A 17,552-nucleotide genomic window follows, 5' to 3' on the forward strand; every position below is an offset into this window, starting at 1 on the left:
CACGAACATCGGCTCACAGGCTCAAGGTGAGCTTGGCGTACGCCGCTCGCCCCGGGCGCTGGACGCCGTAGAAGCTGAAGGCCTTCTCGTCGGTGAGGTTCTGCACCTCGACGGTCGAGCTCACCGTCCATCCGCCGCGCTCGACCAGGTACGTGAGCGCGAGCGTGTGTACGAGCTGGGACGGGATCTCCGCCTTGGAGTCGGCCGCGCCGCGGCCTTCCGGGCCGACGAAGAAGGCGTGTACGTAATCGGCGTGCCAGGTCAGCGACAGGGCATCACGCCTCGCCGCGATCTCGGGCCACCGCGCGCGCGCCGCGACCCCGCCGAAGAGGTACGGCTGGTTCTGGATGCGAACGCCGGTCGAGCCGTCCCGGAAGTCCTGCCATGTGACGTGGCCGTCGACCGACAGCCAGTCGCCCGGAGAGGTCCACCCGGCTGTCGACTCGATACCGATCGATCGCGCCGATAGCGTGTTTCCGTACTCCGAGTAGCCCAGGTGCCTTCGCAGCGTGATCAGATCCTCGGTGAAGCGACCGAAGCCGTTGGCGCTGAAACGGAGCTGTCCCGCGCCGGTCTCCGCGCGCTCCAGGGTCACGCCGAGGTTGGCGTTGTGGCTCGCCTCCGGCTCCAGGTGGACATTCCAGACGATGAGCCCTCCGTCGCCGAACAGCTCCTCCGGCGTCGGCAGGCGGGTGGCGAACTCATACGAGGCCTTGGCGTAGAGGGCGTCGGTGAAGCGGAAGCGCAGGCTGTCCCCTGCCCCCACCCGGTGGGTCGCTCGATCGACGTCGCCGATCCGGCCGCTCGGCAGGTGCTCCCGGGTGCGGACGCCGTGCAGGTAGAGCTTGGCGAAGGCGATGTTCGCGAGCCGGCCCTCGAGGGGCCTGGCCTCGTACTCGACGCCTGCCACGCCGCTCCACAGCGCCCGCTCCGCGGTCAGCGGGTCCTTCTCGGGGTCGGCCACGACAAGGTTCCTCCCTGTGCGCGTCACGTGGGTCGGCGAGAGCCCGACGCGCAGGAGGTGCTCGGTCGCGGGGTGCCAGGCCAGGTTGACGCGAGCGAAGGCGGTGTGCTGGCGGACTTGCTGGTCGTTCGCGTCTTCCCCGACCTCCCCCCGATACGGGCGCGCCACGCAGCCGCCCGACCAGTCGTAGGTGCACGTGGCCACGTCGAGGAAGGTCGTGCGCGCGTACGAGTACCCCGCGAGGGCGTCGAGCCGCGCCCTCCCGGAGAACGGCTGCGCATACCGCAGCAGCGCGCCGCCGGTCTGCCTGCCGAAGGTGACCTCTCCGAAGGGCGGCGACTTGACCCTGCCGTCGAGCATGTCGACGAGCAGGCCGTGCTGCACCTCCTTGTCGTGCGAGGTGAAAAAGGCGCGGAGGAGCAGGCGGTCGGCCCACGGCCGCCGGGCGACCCCCACCTCGGCCGCGCCGCCGGCCGCGACGTAGCCGTCGTGGAACCGCCGGGCGCGCGCGGGCGAGAGGCGCCCGCTCTCGTCGAACGCCATGACGTCGATCGGGGTGTCGTTCCGCGCGCGATCGACGAACCCGCTCGCGCGGGCGAAGAGGCCGCTCGGCGCGTGCGCGTGGCGCGCGCCAAGGGTCAGCCGGTACGTGCCGAAGGAGCCGACCTGATAGGACGCCGACGCGCCCGTGCCGCGCGTGTCCTGATCGGTCACCAGGTTCACCGCGCCGCCGAGCGCGTCCGTGCCGAAGCGCAGCGGGACGACGCCGCGGTAGATCTCGGCGCGCTCGACGAGGTTGACCGGCACGTTGGCGACCCCGAAGGAGTGCCCGGCGAGGTCGAGCGGCACGCCGTCGAGGAAGAAGCGGATCCGGTCGTCGGTGAGGCCGTTCAGCGAGAAGCGCGCGTCGGAGCCGAGCCCGCCGAGGCGGCGCACGCTCACGCCCTCGGCGCGCGCCAGCACCTGGCCGAGATCCGCGGCCTGCCGCCTGGCCTCGACGGTCTCGATCACCTGGACCGCCTGCGCGGAGGTCCGGAGCCGCTCGGCCTCGGAGGCCCCCCGCACGCTCACCTCGATCGCGCCCGTCGCTGGCCCTGCGGCGCTAGCGACGGGCGCGGCACCGGCGACGCCTGTGACGGGCGCGGCACCGGCGGCGCCCGCGATGGGCGCGGCCGCGGGAGCGGGCGCAGGCAGCCGGAAGACGTGGCGGTAGAGGATGCGCGACGCGACGCTCCGGTCGCCTCGCCGGGCCGGCGTGAAGCGGAAGCGCAGCGCCGCTTGCCGCGCGGCCTCGTCGAACCCGTGGCCCGCGGGCTCGGCGATCTCTGCGCTGGTGACACGCCCTTCCGCGTCGATCGTCAACCGCAGCACGACGCTCCCCTCCACCCCCGCCTCGCGCGCCGCCTGGGGATACGCCGCCTCGACCGCGCCCGTGAGCTCGGGCGGGCGCACCGCGAGCGCGACGCCATCGCCCGGGGCGCGCGCCGCCGGCGCTGCCTCGGCCCCGGGTACCGCTCCCTCGCCGACCTCTCCGGCAGGGGCCTCTTCGCTCGCCCGCGCGTCCGCGGCGAAGGCCAACAGGGCACCGCAGGGGGCGAGGAGCAGAGTCCCGGCCAGCGCGGCGCAACGCAAGGGCTGTAATCGAATCATGAGATCACCGGGCATGCTCACCGGAGCGTGACGAAGCGGCGCTCTGGCCGGCTCTGCGCAAGCTGGTTGTCGTGGCGTCTCGCTCGCCGGCTCTTCAGGCCTCTCCGGGTGGCGCAAACCGCGCTGGCCAGGGGCCGCCGCCGCGAGCTGTCATGTCAGCGCCCTGGGAGCTTCAACCGCTCACGTCCTCCGCCGCCGCCGGGACCGGGACGACGACGACGCGCTTGCATCGCCGGCACTTCAGCTCGACGCCGCCGGGCACATACCGGGCGAGCAGGCTGCCGCAGCCGCAGCGCACGGAATTGGGCTCGGCACGTCCAGCAACGCCGCAGTGATCACACCGGCTGTCGAGCGGAGCAGTCGCCTTCGACATCAGGTTGTCCATCGTGGAACCCCACTTTCAATAATGAAAGTCACTTTCACTTTCAATCCAGAACCTGCCATGCTACCAACAGCGTTGTCAAGCGAAAGCGGTCGGAGAGCGTCCACGAGGCGTCGCGACGTCCGGAGGTCCGAGCAGCGCGAGATCGCGGCCGAACCGGCGCGATCTCGCGAGCGCTCGGGTCGCCAGCGCCATGCCTCGCTGACGCGGACAGGCCACCACGGGACGGTGGCCCGCGGCGGGAGTACCAACGAATTCTCTTGACAATGCCCACCCTACCTCACCATAAACGAACTTGAAAGTAGTTTTCATTTTCATTCGCTCGTCGACGCCGAGATGGCCACCCCCATCGCGGCGTCATCGAGCTGGGTGCGCTGTCGGGGCGATGTCCGGCGCCCCTGCCCTGCGTGCTCTCGGGGCTCGGGCCCCGCTGCCCCGGCGGGCTCCGCTTTCGTTCCAACAGCGCTGGCTCGGACGTCACGGCCGCCTCTGCGCCGTCGTCGCGGGCCGCGGATCGCCTGCCGCGAGCGTGCCTCTGGCGGCGGTCCCGTCGAGCGCCGGTTGAACCAGGAGGGTTGTCGTCATGGTCGCTCTTCAGGACGTGCGCTGGCCGCTGTCGGCCGCGCAGCACGGTATCTGGCTAGGCCAGCAGCTCGACCCCGCGAGCCCCGTGTACAACGCGGGCGAGTGCGTCGAGATCTGCGGGGCCATCGATCTCGCGACCCTCGAGGCCGCGATACGCCAGGCCGCCTCGGAGGCAGAGACGCTGCACGTGCGCTTCACGAGCGAGGCGGATGGGCCGCGCCAGCGCCTCGACCCGTCCCCTGACTTCCCTGTACACCGCGTCGACGTCGGCGCCGCGCCGGACGCGTTCGCCGCGGCCGAGGCGTGGATGCGCGAGGATCTCGCGAGGCCGGTGGATCTCGCGCGCGGGCCCCTCTTCACGGAGGCGCTGTTCACGGCGGGGCCCGATCGGCTCTTCTGGTACCAGCGCGCGCACCACATCGCGCTGGACGGCTACGGCTTCTCGCTGATCGCGCGGCGGGTGGCCGAGATCTACACAGCGCGCGTCGAGGGCCGATCGAGCGAAGGCGGCGCCTTCGGGTCGCTGCGCCGGGTCGTCGACGAGGATCTGGCCTACCGCGCCTCCCCCGATCTGGAGCGCGATCGCGCCTTCTGGACGCTGCGCTTCGCCGACAGGCCCGAGCCGGTGAGCCTCGGCGACGAGCCGGCGCCCGCGTCGCGCGCCTGCCTGCGCCGGACGGCGTCGCTCGCGCCGTCCACCGTCGACCGGCTGAAGGACGTGGCGCGCCAGGCGAAGGCGACCTGGCCCGACGTCGTGGTCGCCGCGACCGCGGCGTACGCGCACCGGCTCACCGGCGCGCCCGAGATCGTCCTGGGGCTGCCCGTGATGGGGCGCCTCGGCTCGGTGTCGCTGCGCATCCCGGGCATGGTCATGAACATCGTCCCGCTGCGGGTGCCGGTCGCGGAGGGCGCGAGCCTCGTCGATGTCGCCCGGCAGGTCGCGGCGGAGCTCGCGGCCATCCGGCCGCACCTGCGGTATCGCTACGAGCAGCTCCGCCGGGATCTCAAGCTGATCGGCGGCGGCCGCCGGCTGTTCGGCCCGGTGGTCAACATCATGCCGTTCGATTACGACCTGCGCTTCGCGGGGCATCGCGGCGTCGCGCACAACATCTCCGCCGGCCCGGTCGAGGATCTGTCGTTCGGCATCTACGCGAGGTCGGACGGGCGCGGGCCGCGGCTCGACCTCGACGCCAACCCGGCCTGCTACGGCGACGAGGATCTCTCGGCGCACCAGCGGCGCTTCCTCGCGTTCCTGGAGGCGGTCGCCGCCGCCCCCGCGCAGGCCCTCGATCGCGCCGAGATCGACCTCCCCCGGGCCGCGGCGCGCGCGCCCGGCGCGCAGGCGGCCGGGCAGCCCGGCGCGCTGCTCGACGGGGGCCCCCTGCCCGCGCCGGCGTGCCCCGTCGTCGAGCAGATCGCCCTGCGCACGCGCGAACGGCCGGACGCGACCGCCGTCCACCACGGCCTCGAGCGCGTGACCTACGGCGAGCTCGACCTCGCCGCCCGGCGGCTCGCCGCACGGCTCGCCGCGCTCGGCGCCGGGCCGGACACGCTTGTCGCGGTGCTCCTTCCGCGCAGCGTCGGCGCCATCACCGCGATCCTCGGCGCGCTCTACGCCGGCGCAGGCTACCTCCCGCTCGATCCGGACGGGCCGCAATCGAGGACAACGGCGATCCTCGACGACGCCAGGCCGGCGATCGTCGTCACGACGTCGCAGCACGCCGCGAAGGTGGGGAGCGATCGCGAGGCGCGCCTCGTGCTCCTGGACGAGGCGATCCACGGCGCGCCGGCGCGGGCGCCGGTCCAGGGCGCGGAGGAGCACCTGGCGTACGTCATCTACACGTCCGGCTCCACCGGCCGCCCGAACGGCGTCATGATCGAGCGCGGCGCGCTGGCCCACTTCGTGGCGGCCGCGACCCACCGCTACGACCTGCGCCGCGACGACCGGGTGCTGCAGTTCGCGCCGCTGCACTTCGACGCCAGCGTCGAGGAGATCTTCCTGACCCTGTGCGCGGGCGCCGCCCTGGTGCTGCGCACGGACGAGATGCTGCAATCCGTGCCGCGGCTGCTCGACGCCTGCGAAAGGCACCGGATCACCGTCCTGGATCTGCCGACCGCGTTCTGGCACGAGCTCGCCTACGGCCTCTCGACCGGCGCGGCGTCGCTCCCCGAGGGCGTCCGCACCGTCATCATCGGCGGCGAGGCGGCGCTGCCCGAGCGCGTCGAGCGCTTCCGCCGCGCCGTCGGTCGGCGCGCGCGGCTGCTCAACACCTACGGCCCCACCGAGGCGACCGTCGTCGCCTCGGCCGCCACGCTGAGCGGCGGCGACGCGCCGGACGAGGCGCGAGAGGACAGACACGAGGCGCCGATCGGCACGCCGCTTCCCGGGGTCCGCGCGGCCATCGTCGACACGCAGCGCCGGCTGGTCCCGCGGGGCGCCGTGGGAGAGCTCCACCTCATCGGGCCCGGGCTGGCGAGGGGGTACCTCGGGCGGCCGGACCTCGACGCCGCGCGCTTCGTCGTGCTCGACCAGCTGGAGGGCCGCCCGCGCGCGTACCGCACCGGCGATCTCGTCCTCCAGCGGGCCGACGGGCAGATGGTCTTCGTCGGGCGCGTCGACGACGAGCTCAAGATCAGCGGCCACCGCGTCGATCCGCTCGAGATCGAGGCCGCGCTCCTGCGCCACCCTTCCGTGCGGGAGGCGGCCGTCATCGGGCACGCCTCGGCCGGCGGCGGCAAGCGCCTGTCCGCGTTCCTCGTCGCCGGGGACCCCGCCCCGTCGCCGGCCGAGCTCCGCCGGCACGCGCGCTCGCTGCTCCCCGCGGCTGCCGTCCCATCGGCCTTCGTGCTCACCGATCGGCTGCCGAGGACGAGCTCCGGCAAGATCGACCGCAAGGCGCTGCGGGAGGCGCCGATCGCCGCGGCGGCGGAGGCGCCTGCCGCCGCGACGGCGCTCGAGCGGCAGCTGCTGCTGATCTGGGAGCAGGTGCTCGGCGTGAGCGGCCTGTCGGCGCACGACGATTTCTTCGAGCGCGGCGGCCAGTCGCTGCAGACCATCCAGGTCGCCAACCGGCTCAGCGTCGATCTCGGGCGGGAGATCCCCGTCGCGATGGTCTTCCGCCACCCGACCGTCGCGGCGCTCGCGCGCGCCCTCGACGAGGCGCAGGGCGCGGCGGCGGCGCCGACGAGCGGCGAGACCCCCGGCGCCATGCTGGCCGACGCCGAGCTCCCCGAGGACGTCGTCCCCCGATCGCTCGCGTGGTCCGGCGGCGGCGGTCGCCCGCGGCAGGTCGTGCTCACCGGCGCGAGCGGCTTCGTCGGCGCGCACCTGCTCCACGAGCTCCTGACGCAGACCGACGCGACCGTTGTGTGCCTGGTGCGCGCCGAGAGCGAGGCGCACGCAGCGGAGCGGATCCGGCGGGCGCTCTCGAAGCAGCGCCTGCCGGTGGGCGGCATCGACGCGCGGGTGCTCGCCGTGCCCGCCGACCTGACGCAGCCCCGCCTCGGCCTGAGCGCCGCGCGGTTCGGCCAGCTCGCCGCGGAGTGCGACGCCATCTACCACAACGCCGCGGTGGTGAGCCTCGTGCGCGACTACCGCAGCCTGCGCGCCGCCAACGTGATCGGCACGCGCGAGGCGCTCCGCCTGGCCGCGTCGGTGCGCCCCAAGCCGCTGCACCACGTGTCGACGCTCGCCGTGGCCCCGGGCATCGCGGCGAGCCCCGAGGTCGCGGAGGCGTTCGTGCCGCCGCACCCCGGCCTGCGCGACGGCTACCAGCAGAGCAAGTGGGCGGCCGAGCGCCTGGTGCAGCAGGCCGCGGAGCGCGGGCTGCAGGTCGCCGTGTACCGCCTGGGCCGCGTCGTCGGCGCGCCCGACACCGGCGTCGTCAACGAGCAGGATCTGGTCTTCCGGCTGCTGCGGGCCGGCATCCCCGCCGGCGTGCTGCCCGATCTCGACGTGAGGGAGGTGTGGACGCCCGTCGACTACGTCGGGCGCGCGATCGTGCGGATCTCCCTCACCGCGCAGCCCACGGGCGCCGTGGTCAACGTCGCCCCTGCGCCCGAGGTCCGGCTGACGGAGCTCTTCGACTGGGCGCGCGACTACGGCTACCCCGTCGAGCGGCGCCCTGTCGCGGCGTGGCGCGCGCGGCTGAAGGACGGCGCCGACGCCGCGGACAGCGCCACGCTCGCGTTCTTCGATCTCCAGTCGGCCCCGGCCGACGGAGAGGCGACCTTCGGCATCGGGCGCGTGCGCTGCGACAACCTGGAGCGCGGCCTGGCCGGCGCCGGCATCACGTGCCCGCCGATCGATCGCGCGCTCTTCTACCGCTACCTCGATCGCTGCGTCGAGGAAGGCCTCCTGCCGCCCCCTTCCGGCGCGGCCCGGCGAGCGCCGCGCCCCGCATGACACCGGCTCACGGACGAGAACCTCCAGCCAGAGAGAACGACAACGATGACCACACAGACGATCGACCCACGGGACAGGAAGCAGGGAGGCGGCGCGCCGCAAGGCGCCGCGGAGGGGCTCCGGCTCGACCGCTCGAACGCGCTGCTCGCCGAGGCGCGCCGGCTCATCCCCGGCGTCACGCAGTCGCTCATGAAGCGGCCGGAGATGTTCGCGCTCGGCTCGTTCCCCGTGTACCTCGAGGGCGGCGAGGGCGCGCTGGTGCGCGACGTCGATGGCAACCAGTACATCGACTACATCTGCGGGCTCGGGGCGAACACGCTGGGGCACAACCACCCGGCGGTCGTCGACGCCATCCGGCGGCGGCTCGACAGGGGCATCCTTCACTCGCTGCCGACGGAGGTCGAGGTCACCGCCACGCAGGACCTCGTCGCGCTGACCCCGGGCGCCGAGATGGCCCGCTTCTTCAAGACCGGCGCGGACGCGACGTCCGCGGCCATCCGGCTCGCCCGCCACGTGACCGGCAGGGAGAAGGTCGTCACCATCGGCTACAACGGCTGGCACGACCACTTCATGTTCGACACCCCCGGCGTCCCGGCGGTGCTGCGCGAGTACACCCACCGCATGCCGCTCATGGCCGAGGCCGACGAGCAGCCGCTGCTCGATCTCATCGCGAGCAAGGGCCCGGAGCTCGCCCTCGTGCTGCTCTCGCTGCCCTACAAGCGGTGCATCTCGGCGGAGTACCTGCGCGAGGTGCGCGAGGCGTGCCGCGCCCAGGGCGTGCTGTTCGTCCTCGACGAGGTCGTCACCGGCTTCCGGCTCGCCCGCGGCGGCGCGCAGGAGTACTACCGGATCGAGGCTGATTTCGTGTGCCTCTCGAAGGGCATCGCCGCTGGCATGCCGCTGTCGGCGATCGCCGGCCCGCGCCAGGTGATGAGCCGGCTCTCGGAGCTCCAGGTGTCGACGACGTTCGGCGGCGAGATGCTCTCGCTCGAGGTCTGCAGGGCGGCGCTGCGCGAGTACCGCGAGACCGACACCATCGCGAAGGTCGCCGCGCTCGGGAAGCGGCTCCGCGAGGGCATCAACCGGCGCGCGGAGCAGGGCGGCTTCCCGCTGCGCGTCGTGGGGTACGACGCGATCCCCTTCTTCCTCATGGCCGAGGATCTGGCCGTCCACACGAAGCGCATGGAGCCGTTCGTCGGCGCGATGGCGAGGCGCGGCGTCCTGCTGCGGCGCGACGTCAACTTCCTCTGCGGCGCGCACACCGAGGCGCAGATCGATCACACGATCGACGCGGCGCACGACGCGCTGATCGAGCTGGCGAGCCGCGGCGTGATCGAGCGCGGCGCGGGCGCGAAGGCCCGGCGCTGAGCCCACGGTCGTGCAGAACGCTCGCTCCGAACGGACCCTCCTGTTCCTCATCGCCGCGGTCCAGTTCGTCAACCTGCTCGACTTCATGGTCGTCATGCCGCTCGGGCCGGACTTCGCTGTCGCGCTCGGCATCCCGATGTCCGACATCGGCCTGATCGGCGGCAGCTACACCGCGGCGGCGGCGGTCTCGGGGGTCGCCGGCGCGTTCTTCCTGGACCGCTTCGACCGGCGCAGCGCGCTCGCCGTCGCGATGCTCGGCCTCGTCCTCGGCACGGCCGCGGGCGGCCTCGCCACCGGCTTGCCGAGCCTCCTCGCGGCGCGCGTGCTCGCCGGGGCCTTCGGGGGGCCCGCGACCTCGATCGCGTTCTCCATCGTCGCGGACGCGATCCCGCCGGAGCGGCGCGGCAAGGCGATGGGCGTCGTGATGGGCGCCTACTCCCTGGCCGCGGTGCTCGGGGTGCCGGCCGGCCTCGAGCTCGCGCGGCGCGGCGGCTTCCAGGCTCCGTTCTTCGCCGTCGCGGCGCTCGGGCTCACCGTCGCGGCGCTCGCGCTGCTGCTGCTCCCCTCGATGCGCGGCCACCTCGCCGGGGCGCGGGCGCGCGCCGAGGAAAACGCCCTGCGCGAGCTCCGCGCGCTCGTCGGCCGCCCGCTCGTGCTGCTCTCGTACGCGACGACGGCGGTCATGACGATGGCGTCGTTCCTCGTCATCCCGAACATCTCGGCTTACGTGCAGAACAACCTCGGCTATCCGCGCGAGCGGCTCGGCCTGCTCTACCTCGTGGGCGGCGCGCTCACCTTCGTCGTGATGCGCACCGCGGGCGCGCTGATCGATCGCGTCGGCGCGTTCCGCACGAGCCTGGTCGGGGCGGCGATGCTCGTGGCCGTCCTCTATGCCGGGTTCCACTCGTACGTGCCGGGGCTGCCCGTGCTCGTCGTCTTCGTCGCCTTCATGACCGGGACGGCGATCCGCAACATCTCCCACGGCACGCTCGCCTCGAAGGTGCCGCTCCCCTCCGAGCGGGCGCGCTTCGGATCCATCCAGTCGGCCGTGGATCACCTCTCGTCGGCGCTCGCCGCGTTCCTCGCGGCAAGGATGCTGCACGAGCTCCCCGACCAGCGCCTCGACGGCATGGGCGCCGTGGCCGCGCTGGCGATCGCCTTCACGCTCGCGTCGTCGTGCTTGATCTTCGTGATCGAGCGACACGTCGCCCTCGGCGCGTCGAGCGGCGCCGGCGCCGCGCGCGCGCTGGAGGGCCGGGGCTAGTCGACGAGCGCGAGAGTCCAGAGAGCGCGCCTCCAGCCGGGCGCCGCTCACCTGACTGACCTGGTTTCCATCTCTGATTCTCCCCTGTGGGAACAACACCCCATCGGGGGCACCTCCCCTTCTGATGCTGGAGAAAAGCTCCAGGGTCGGCTTGCACGGCCGCTCCTCGCATGCTCTTTGTCGGTGACCTCATCCATGGTGTTTCCGTCTGTCGTCCCGCGCCTCGCGGGATGCCTTGGCTGCCTCGTCGCGGCCCTCGTCCCACGCATCGTCGTCGCCGTCATCCCGGCCGAAGCCTCGCCTCCTCCGGCGGCGGCGGTCGCGCCGATCACCGAGGTTTCGCCCCGCGCGAAGGGCGCGCCTGAGCCCCTCATCGACGGCGCCGCGCGCTCCGTCGTCGCCGTGGCCGTATCGCACCGCGATCCCCGGGGCGGCGAGCGACGCGTGAGCCTGTGCAGCGGCGCGCTCGTCGAGCCGAACCTCGTCTTGACGGCGCGTCACTGCATCTCGCGCAACCTGACGGCGGCCCCTCGCTGCGATCGCTCGGGCAAGTCGCACAACGGCGATCACGTCGGCGGAGACATCGATCCTTCCGAGATCGCCATTTACACCGGGGACCATATCGATGTCTCCCGCGACGCCGCGCGGGCGCGCGCGGTGGCCACGCTGCACGGGAAAGAGCGCGTCCTCTGCGACGCGGACATCGCCTATCTGGTGCTCGATCGGCCCCTCACCGACGTGGCGCCCCTGCGGATGCGCGAGGTCGGGGCGCTCGATCCAGGCGACAGCGTGGTCGCCGTCGGGTACGGCGGCGGAGCGTCCAATCGGCTCGGCGTCCGCGCCGCGCGCGGTCCGCGCCTCGTCGCCGCCGTCGGGCCCCGCGCCGATCCGGCGACGGGCAAGGTCCTCGGTCCGCGCGAGTTCGAGATCGAGGGGGCGACCTGCGCCGGCGACTCGGGAGGTCCGGTGATCGACGCCGACCGCGGCGACGTGGTGGGCATCACGTCGCGAGGCGCGGGGTGCACCGCGGCTGGCAACCACGTGTATACGCGCACGGACGCCTTCGCCGCGCTGACGGCCGAGGCCCGCACGGCCGCGCTCGCACGACGCTGAGCGCCGCGCGCCATCGCCGCCGGCTCGCCTCGCCGAGCGCGAGGGGCAGGACGCGGCAGGTGCAGGCCGTGTGCACCCGCGGCACAGCGCGCGATGCGCGGGCGTGCCGGCACGTCGCTCGCATCGCGCGGAGTCAGCGGAAGACAGGCACGGCATCGACGCTCATGCGGACAGGGTCGCGTGCGCGATGACGCTGCCTCGCCCGCGCCGATGACCACTTCCCGGAGGGATCGGAACCATGTCGTTGCTGGACACCACCAGGGGCTTCTTGACGCCCGAGCTCATCTCGGTCGCAACGAAGGGGCTGGGCCTGAGCGATGAATCGCCCACGAACGTGCGCGGCGCCGCGGAGAGCTCGGTGCCGACGCTGCTCGCCGGAATGGCTCAGGTCGCCTCCTCGGAGAGCGGCGCAGCGCAGCTGTTCAGGATGATCACCGAGCGGGACTACGAAGGTCTGCTCGGGAGGGCAGGTCCCCTCCGCGCCGAGCAGGCCGAGGAGCTCTCGCACCATGGGCAGTCGATGATCGCCCGCCTGTTCGGCGACCGCGCGAGCGGGATGATCGATCTCATCTCCCGCTCCTCCGGCGCAGAGCAGCGGTGCTCGACCGCGATGCTCGGCCTGGTCGCTCCGATCGTCGCGTGTGTCCTCGGCCGCGAGGTGAGGTCGAGAGGGCTGACCGCGCGAGGGCTCGCCGATCTGCTCTCTCACCACAAGCAATCCTTCAAGGACGATCCGCGCGCCCCCGCGGGCCTCGCCGGATTCCTCGCTCCCTCGATGGCGGCGAGCGCTCCTTTCGTCGCGGCGGCGGCGCGCGAACGGCCGCACGATGCGGTATCGCCCGTCCCGTCCCGAACGACGGAGTCGTCAACGCCGCTCCCCTCGCGTGAAGGGCCTGCCCGTCAGCGTCAGACGCGAGAATGGCTGCTCCCGACCTTGCTGGCAGCGGCGGTGCTCGGAGGCCTCTGGGCGTTCGCCCGCGAACGCAGGGCGGAGCGCGCCGCCGCCGAGCCCACGCACGAAGCCCCGATCGCGGCGGCTCCGAGGGACGAGCTCGCTCAGCCCGCCGCGCCGCCGCAGGCCGAACCGCCGCCACAGGTCGAGGCGCCGCGCGCCGAGGCGCCCGGCGAGGCGCCGTCCAACGCGCCGGAGATCGTCGAGCAGCTCAGGATCACGGCCGGAGAGATGACGCTCCCGGGCGGCAAGGTCCTCTCCGTCGACGAGCACGGCTCCGAGGCGGAGATCGCGCGGTACCTCGACGCCGGAGCCGCGGATGGCCCCAAGCGCTTCTCGATGGAAGGCGTGACCTTCCGCTTCGGGACCACGGAGTTGACCGAAGCTTCGCGGCCGAAGCTCGAAGCGCTGGCCGTCATCCTCGACGCCTATCCCTCCGCGCGGGTGCGCATCGAAGGGCACACCGACGCCGTGGGCGGCGCCGAGGGGAACAGATCGCTGTCGCTGGCGCGAGCCCAGGCGGTGCGCAACGAGCTCACCGCGCGACAGATCGCTCCCGATCGCATCGAGGTGGCCGGGATGGGCGCCGAGCAACCGGTGGCGTCGAACGACACCGCCGGCGGACGCGCGCAGAACCGCCGGATCGACGTCATGGTCCTGAGCCTCTGAAGCGGCGACTCACCCCCTCCACGGAAGGAGCAAGGTACCGGCGCCGGCCTGCGGAAGCAGGGTACCGGCGCCGTCATAAGGCCGGCGCATGCCCGGCCGGCGCCTACGTGTGCACTCTCGGGAGGACTTGCTCGAGGACGCCGACGCCGCCGTTGTCCTTCTCCACGTGGAAGCGGACCACCAGGTTGTTGTTCTTGTCCCAGTCGTCTGCGCCGTCGCTCGGATCGAGGATCGCAAAGTTGCGATGGGTGACGCAGTACCTGTGATCGGCCCCCGAGATCTCCCGGAGGAATCCCTTGATGTCGCCGTTGAACAGGTTCTGACTGCCGCCGTTCGTCAGCAGCGAGAGGATGATGCGGGACATCCCCTTGGGGGCAGGGCGCGCGATGCCGGATGCGGTCACCTGATAGAGGCGCGGTCGCGAGCGCGGCTTCCCGAATCCGAGGACCGTGTCGATGTGCGCCATCGTGCCGACGTGGATGTCGCCGCCCATGAGCGTCACCTGGGTGCGAGGGCTGAAGCCGGCGAAATTCATGAGAGACATAAGGAAACGCCTGCATTCGTTCTGGTTGTTGGAGGCAGCCCAGCCGTCCCGGATGTCGTCGATGGAGGCCATGTTGAACGTGTTCGTGAGGGCCTCGGCGGCCGCGAGCGGCAGGTAGACGACGGGCGTGCCGACCACGACGAAGAGGTGCCTGAGATCGAGCGCCGCGAGCTCGTTGAGCCTGAGCTCGAGGTCGTCGAGCTGTTGCTTGCCGAGGATCGCCCCGTTCTTCCACGAGCGCTGCGACCGCCCATCGACCGCGAGGATGGCGATGTCGCCGTGCTTCGCGATCCAGCCGAACCCCGAGCTGCTCAAGCGGTCCCTCGGGCTCAGCGCCACCTGAAACTCCTTGAACGCCTGCTCCGCGGCCCTGTAGCGCTCCACGGCCTGCGGGGTGCCGTCGTTGTTGTTCGACCCCCAGCCATCGTAGATCTCGTGGTCGTCCCACATCATGACGTTCGGGCAGCTCCCGAGCACCGCCGCCACGTCAGGGTGCGACCACGTCTGCACGTAGTGCCTGCGGTACGCGGCGGTGCGCCCCTCCGAGGCCGACCAGCCCGTGGGATCACCGTCGCCGTAGATCTGGTCACCGGCGTGAACCAGGAGGTTCACCTTCCCTTCGTCCACGAGGGCCTTGAGCGCCCGCCACATCGCCCCGCGCCGCTCCTTGGGAAACTCGTGGTTGTCGATGTCGTTGCAGCTCACGAGGCCGATTCGAATCGGCCCGTTCGTGACGGTGCGGAAGGCGGAGCCGTTGATGCTCAGGTTGTCGGCGGGTGTGGGGAGCGGATCTCCTGCGTCGTGCTCCACGATGCCATAACGAACCCTCTCGCCGCTCAGCCCGCTCAGCTCGAACGTGGCGAGCCCGAAGGGCGGCGCGCTGTTGATCGGCACGTCGAGCGTGCGAACGCCGTTGTCGTCCGCGAACGCCAGCCTCGCCCTCCCCTTGGGCCTCTCGAAGACGGCCAAGATCCTGCTGGTTGTCTGCGTCGTGTGTCCGATGACTGCGCTTTTGAACGCCATGGTCCGCCTCTCTGGCGAGAGCTCGTCAGGCTGAGGGAAGAGGCGTCGTGGTCCTGGCGGGCACTCTCCCCTATGTTTCGTCGCGGGCGGCCGGACGCAAGTTTTTCGGCTCGCCCGAGGCGCTCGCGAGGCGCGGCGGAGGCACGTCGGCGGGGGATCCGGTCGATCCCGTGACCGGGCGCGTCTACACGGCCAAGGTCGTCGATCTCGCGCTGCCGGGGCCCATCCCGTTGTTCATCGAGCGGAGCTACTCGTCGGAACGAGCACGACGAGGAGCACCGGCTGATCCGGCGCCGGGAGCCCGGGGGGCTCGTCGCGCAATTTCGTTACGACGACCGGGGCCGCTGCGTCGAGACGTGGTGCGAGCGACCCGGCAACTACGCGCTCGACCGCGAGCTGCCTGACACCTTGGATGACGGCGAGACCAGGGCGAGGGGGTTCTGCCATGTCAAGATCGAGGATCACGGCGTCTTCACCGAGGTGATCACCTCGCGGTCGAAGCGGCGCATCGAGGGAAATCCCCTGGACAAGGCGGACAAGGTCGTGTGGCAGGGGGGCCTGCACTCGTACCGGTTCGACGCCGCGGGCAACGTGCTCGAGTACCGCGACGCCCTCGGGCACGCGTGGCGCTGCGAGCGCGACACGATCGGGCGGCTGCGCGCAGAGGTGGATCCGATGGGCGCGAAGACGGACTACGCCTACGACGAGCTGGGCGGCATCGCCGAGGTGCGGGACGCGCTCGGAGGGGTCGCCCGCTACGAGCGGAACGCGCAAGGGGATGTCGCTGAGGTGTCCGACGAGCTCGGGCTGGTGGCGGCGTTCCGCTACGACCCGCGGGGATTGCTGGTCGAGGCGACCCTCCCGAACGGCGGCGTGACCCGGATGGAGTACGACGCGCTCGGCAACCGCGTGACCGTGATCGAACCCGACGGGTCGACGCGGCGGATTCGGTACGATTTCCTGGGACGGGTGACGGGCTTCGTGGACGAGCGGGGGCTCGAGACGGCCTACGCCTACGACGCGTGCGGGCGGCTCGTGTCCGCGCGGCGGCCGAGCGGCGCGACGGAGCGCTATGATCACGACGCCGACGGCCGCCTCTCGCGCATCGTCGACGCCGACGGGCGCGTGACCACGCTGCGCTGGGGAGGGATCGGGGTGGTGACCGAGGTGGTCCGGCCCGATGGCAGCTCGGTGCGGTATTTCCACTATCGCGAGCAGGATCTCGTGCGCGTGGTGAACGAGGCCGGCGACGAGCACCGGTACGCGCGCCGGGGCGAGGGGCGCGTCGTCGAGGAGCAGACGTTCGATGGACGCCGGATCACCTACCGCCACGATGCGATGGGTCGGATCACCGAGATCCGGGACGGCGCGGGTCACGTGGAGCTCGTCTACGACGCGTGCGGGCGGCTCATCGAGCGCAGCTTCTCGGACGGGCGAAGGGACAAGATCGCTTATGACCCGCTCGGCCGGATGGAGTACGTGACGAGCGGAGAGGTCAGCTGCGAGTACACGCGTGACGCGCGCGGGCGCGTGGTGCGCGAGACCGTCCCGCGCGGCAACCAGCGGACGATGACGGAGACGGCGTACGACGCCCTCGGTAACGCGGTGCGGACGGCGGGTCCGTTCGGGACCATGGACATCGCGCGCGACGCGGCGGGGCGGGTGGTCGAGGTCGTGCTGGGCGCGGCGGGGGCCCTGCGCCTGGCCTACGATCCGGCGGGCAACCTGGTGGAGCGGGCGCTGCCGGCAGGCGGACGCATCGCCGAGGACGTGACACCGGATGGGCTCGTCGCGGGGGTGAGGGTGATGAGCCCGCAGGCAGGGCCGGTGGTGCGGCCGGGCGAGCCTGCGTGGGTGGGGGAACATCAAGCGTGCCCGAAGATGTGCGGCAGCTCGGGCGAACCCTGCTCCTTCGACCTGGCGAGGGGGACATGTGGCTTGGGCTCTGGTGCCTCGAGGATCTTCCGCGCGCCGCGCGGCAAGCGGCTCCCCAGAACGTCGTCGTCGCGCCTGGATCATCTCGGATCGTTCGGGTCGAATGGCCCTTCTACACGTGGGAGAATATCGACATGATCTGTCTCGGAGGTGGCCCGGAGTTTGAATCCTACCTGCGCGACGCCACCGGGGCGATCTGGCTCTGCGACGTAGCCTACGGCCACTTCGGCTTTGTTTGCGGAAGTACGATCTCATGGCTAGAGCGCATCGCGTTCAACTCTCATCTCGACGCGATGTCACACGAGAGCCCGCTCCTGACGATTCCGCTCAGAGCATGGCACGATCTCCCTGGGCACTTCAACGTCCCGCTCGTGCCAGAGTGCAGCGATCCGAGAGCAAGACTGTATGTCTCCTCAACATACACTGTCTGGGAGTCCGCCCCACCACACAGTACGCCCGTAGTCGAGCTACGGGCGCGCAGCTCTCGCGAGCTGATCCCTGTTGTCCAATGGGCTAAGCAACATTGGACAACCACAAAGGTCGCGATTTCTGGCAGCGACGAGGCCTTGACTGAGCTGAGCGACACGGCCCGCCACGAGCACATCCAGGTTCTGGACGGCGAGACAGGGGGATGGAAGGCGACGACCTTTTGGGATAATTGAGGTAGTACGGGCCGGCGCTCAATCGTCTTGGCACGC

At 71.9% G+C, this 17,552-nt stretch carries 11 protein-coding genes; 8 read left to right on the forward strand and 3 right to left on the reverse strand.

What is annotated here, in order from left to right:
- Positions 1-13 precede the first annotated feature (13 nt).
- Both mxcH and WME95_RS21915 read right to left on the reverse strand, forming a co-directional pair.
- A complete protein-coding gene (gene mxcH / locus WME95_RS21910; RefSeq protein ID WP_437910407.1) occupies positions 14-2,614 on the reverse strand; it encodes a TonB-dependent siderophore myxochelin receptor MxcH in 2,601 nt (866 codons plus the stop codon).
- A 172-nt stretch (positions 2,615-2,786) separates the two neighbouring features.
- The gene (locus WME95_RS21915; RefSeq protein ID WP_437554410.1) at positions 2,787-2,987 is read right to left on the reverse strand and encodes a hypothetical protein; all 201 of its coding nucleotides are present in this window, start codon (positions 2,985-2,987) and stop codon (positions 2,787-2,789) included.
- A 592-nt stretch (positions 2,988-3,579) separates the two neighbouring features.
- On the opposite strand from WME95_RS21915, the gene mxcG reads away from it, so the two are divergent.
- The 5 genes from mxcG to WME95_RS21940 all read left to right on the forward strand — a co-directional run bounded on the left by mxcG (position 3,580) and on the right by WME95_RS21940 (position 13,352).
- Positions 3,580-7,986 (forward strand): myxochelin non-ribosomal peptide synthetase MxcG, encoded by a 4,407-nt coding sequence (mxcG, locus tag WME95_RS21920; RefSeq protein ID WP_437910408.1) that lies wholly within the window; start codon positions 3,580-3,582, stop codon positions 7,984-7,986.
- A gap of 45 nt (positions 7,987-8,031) precedes the next feature.
- Complete coding sequence (locus WME95_RS21925) at positions 8,032-9,354, forward strand: aminotransferase class III-fold pyridoxal phosphate-dependent enzyme (RefSeq protein WP_437910409.1); 1,323 nt, start codon at positions 8,032-8,034, stop codon at positions 9,352-9,354.
- Between the two features lie 10 nt (positions 9,355-9,364).
- The gene (locus WME95_RS21930) at positions 9,365-10,618 is read left to right on the forward strand and encodes an MFS transporter (protein WP_437910410.1); all 1,254 of its coding nucleotides are present in this window, start codon (positions 9,365-9,367) and stop codon (positions 10,616-10,618) included.
- 195 nt (positions 10,619-10,813) lie between these two features.
- Positions 10,814-11,731: a trypsin-like serine protease gene (locus WME95_RS21935; protein WP_437910411.1), complete on the forward strand. Its 918-nt coding sequence runs from the start codon at positions 10,814-10,816 to the stop codon at positions 11,729-11,731.
- 238 nt (positions 11,732-11,969) lie between these two features.
- On the forward strand, positions 11,970-13,352 hold the full coding sequence (locus WME95_RS21940) for an OmpA family protein (protein WP_437910412.1): 1,383 nt from the start codon (positions 11,970-11,972) through the stop codon (positions 13,350-13,352).
- A gap of 103 nt (positions 13,353-13,455) precedes the next feature.
- On the opposite strand, the gene WME95_RS21945 is transcribed toward WME95_RS21940, so the two are convergent.
- The gene (locus WME95_RS21945) at positions 13,456-14,919 is read right to left on the reverse strand and encodes an alkaline phosphatase D family protein (protein WP_437910413.1); all 1,464 of its coding nucleotides are present in this window, start codon (positions 14,917-14,919) and stop codon (positions 13,456-13,458) included.
- Between the two features lie 47 nt (positions 14,920-14,966).
- On the opposite strand from WME95_RS21945, the gene WME95_RS21950 reads away from it, so the two are divergent.
- The 3 genes from WME95_RS21950 to WME95_RS21960 are packed head-to-tail and all read left to right on the forward strand — an operon-like array spanning position 14,967 to position 17,516.
- Positions 14,967-15,323 carry a DUF6531 domain-containing protein gene (locus WME95_RS21950; protein ID WP_437910414.1) on the forward strand — a complete coding sequence of 119 codons (357 nt, stop codon included), beginning with the start codon at positions 14,967-14,969 and terminating at the stop codon, positions 15,321-15,323.
- A gap of 4 nt (positions 15,324-15,327) precedes the next feature.
- A complete protein-coding gene (locus WME95_RS21955; RefSeq protein WP_437910415.1) occupies positions 15,328-16,992 on the forward strand; it encodes a hypothetical protein in 1,665 nt (554 codons plus the stop codon).
- A complete protein-coding gene (locus WME95_RS21960; RefSeq protein ID WP_437910416.1) occupies positions 16,989-17,516 on the forward strand; it encodes a hypothetical protein in 528 nt (175 codons plus the stop codon). Before WME95_RS21955 ends, WME95_RS21960 begins: the two co-directional genes overlap by 4 nt.
- Positions 17,517-17,552 lie beyond the last annotated feature (36 nt).

Origin of the sequence: Sorangium sp. So ce327, assembly GCF_051530205.1 — a bacterium.
Lineage (GTDB): Bacteria > Myxococcota_A > Polyangia > Polyangiales > Polyangiaceae > Sorangium > Sorangium cellulosum_B.

What these genes read in the sequence shown, in the direction of transcription:
- mxcH (WP_437910407.1), bottom strand. Translation starts at nt 2,614, where the DNA reads ATGATTCGATTACAGCCCTTGCGTTGCGCCGCGCTGGCCGGGACTCTG.
- WME95_RS21915 (WP_437554410.1), bottom strand. Translation starts at nt 2,987, where the DNA reads ATGTCGAAGGCGACTGCTCCGCTCGACAGCCGGTGTGATCACTGCGGC.
- mxcG (WP_437910408.1), top strand. Translation starts at nt 3,580, where the DNA reads ATGGTCGCTCTTCAGGACGTGCGCTGGCCGCTGTCGGCCGCGCAGCAC.
- WME95_RS21925 (WP_437910409.1), top strand. Translation starts at nt 8,032, where the DNA reads ATGACCACACAGACGATCGACCCACGGGACAGGAAGCAGGGAGGCGGC.
- WME95_RS21935 (WP_437910411.1), top strand. Translation starts at nt 10,814, where the DNA reads ATGGTGTTTCCGTCTGTCGTCCCGCGCCTCGCGGGATGCCTTGGCTGC.
- WME95_RS21940 (WP_437910412.1), top strand. Translation starts at nt 11,970, where the DNA reads ATGTCGTTGCTGGACACCACCAGGGGCTTCTTGACGCCCGAGCTCATC.
- WME95_RS21945 (WP_437910413.1), bottom strand. Translation starts at nt 14,919, where the DNA reads ATGGCGTTCAAAAGCGCAGTCATCGGACACACGACGCAGACAACCAGC.
- WME95_RS21960 (WP_437910416.1), top strand. Translation starts at nt 16,989, where the DNA reads ATGATCTGTCTCGGAGGTGGCCCGGAGTTTGAATCCTACCTGCGCGAC.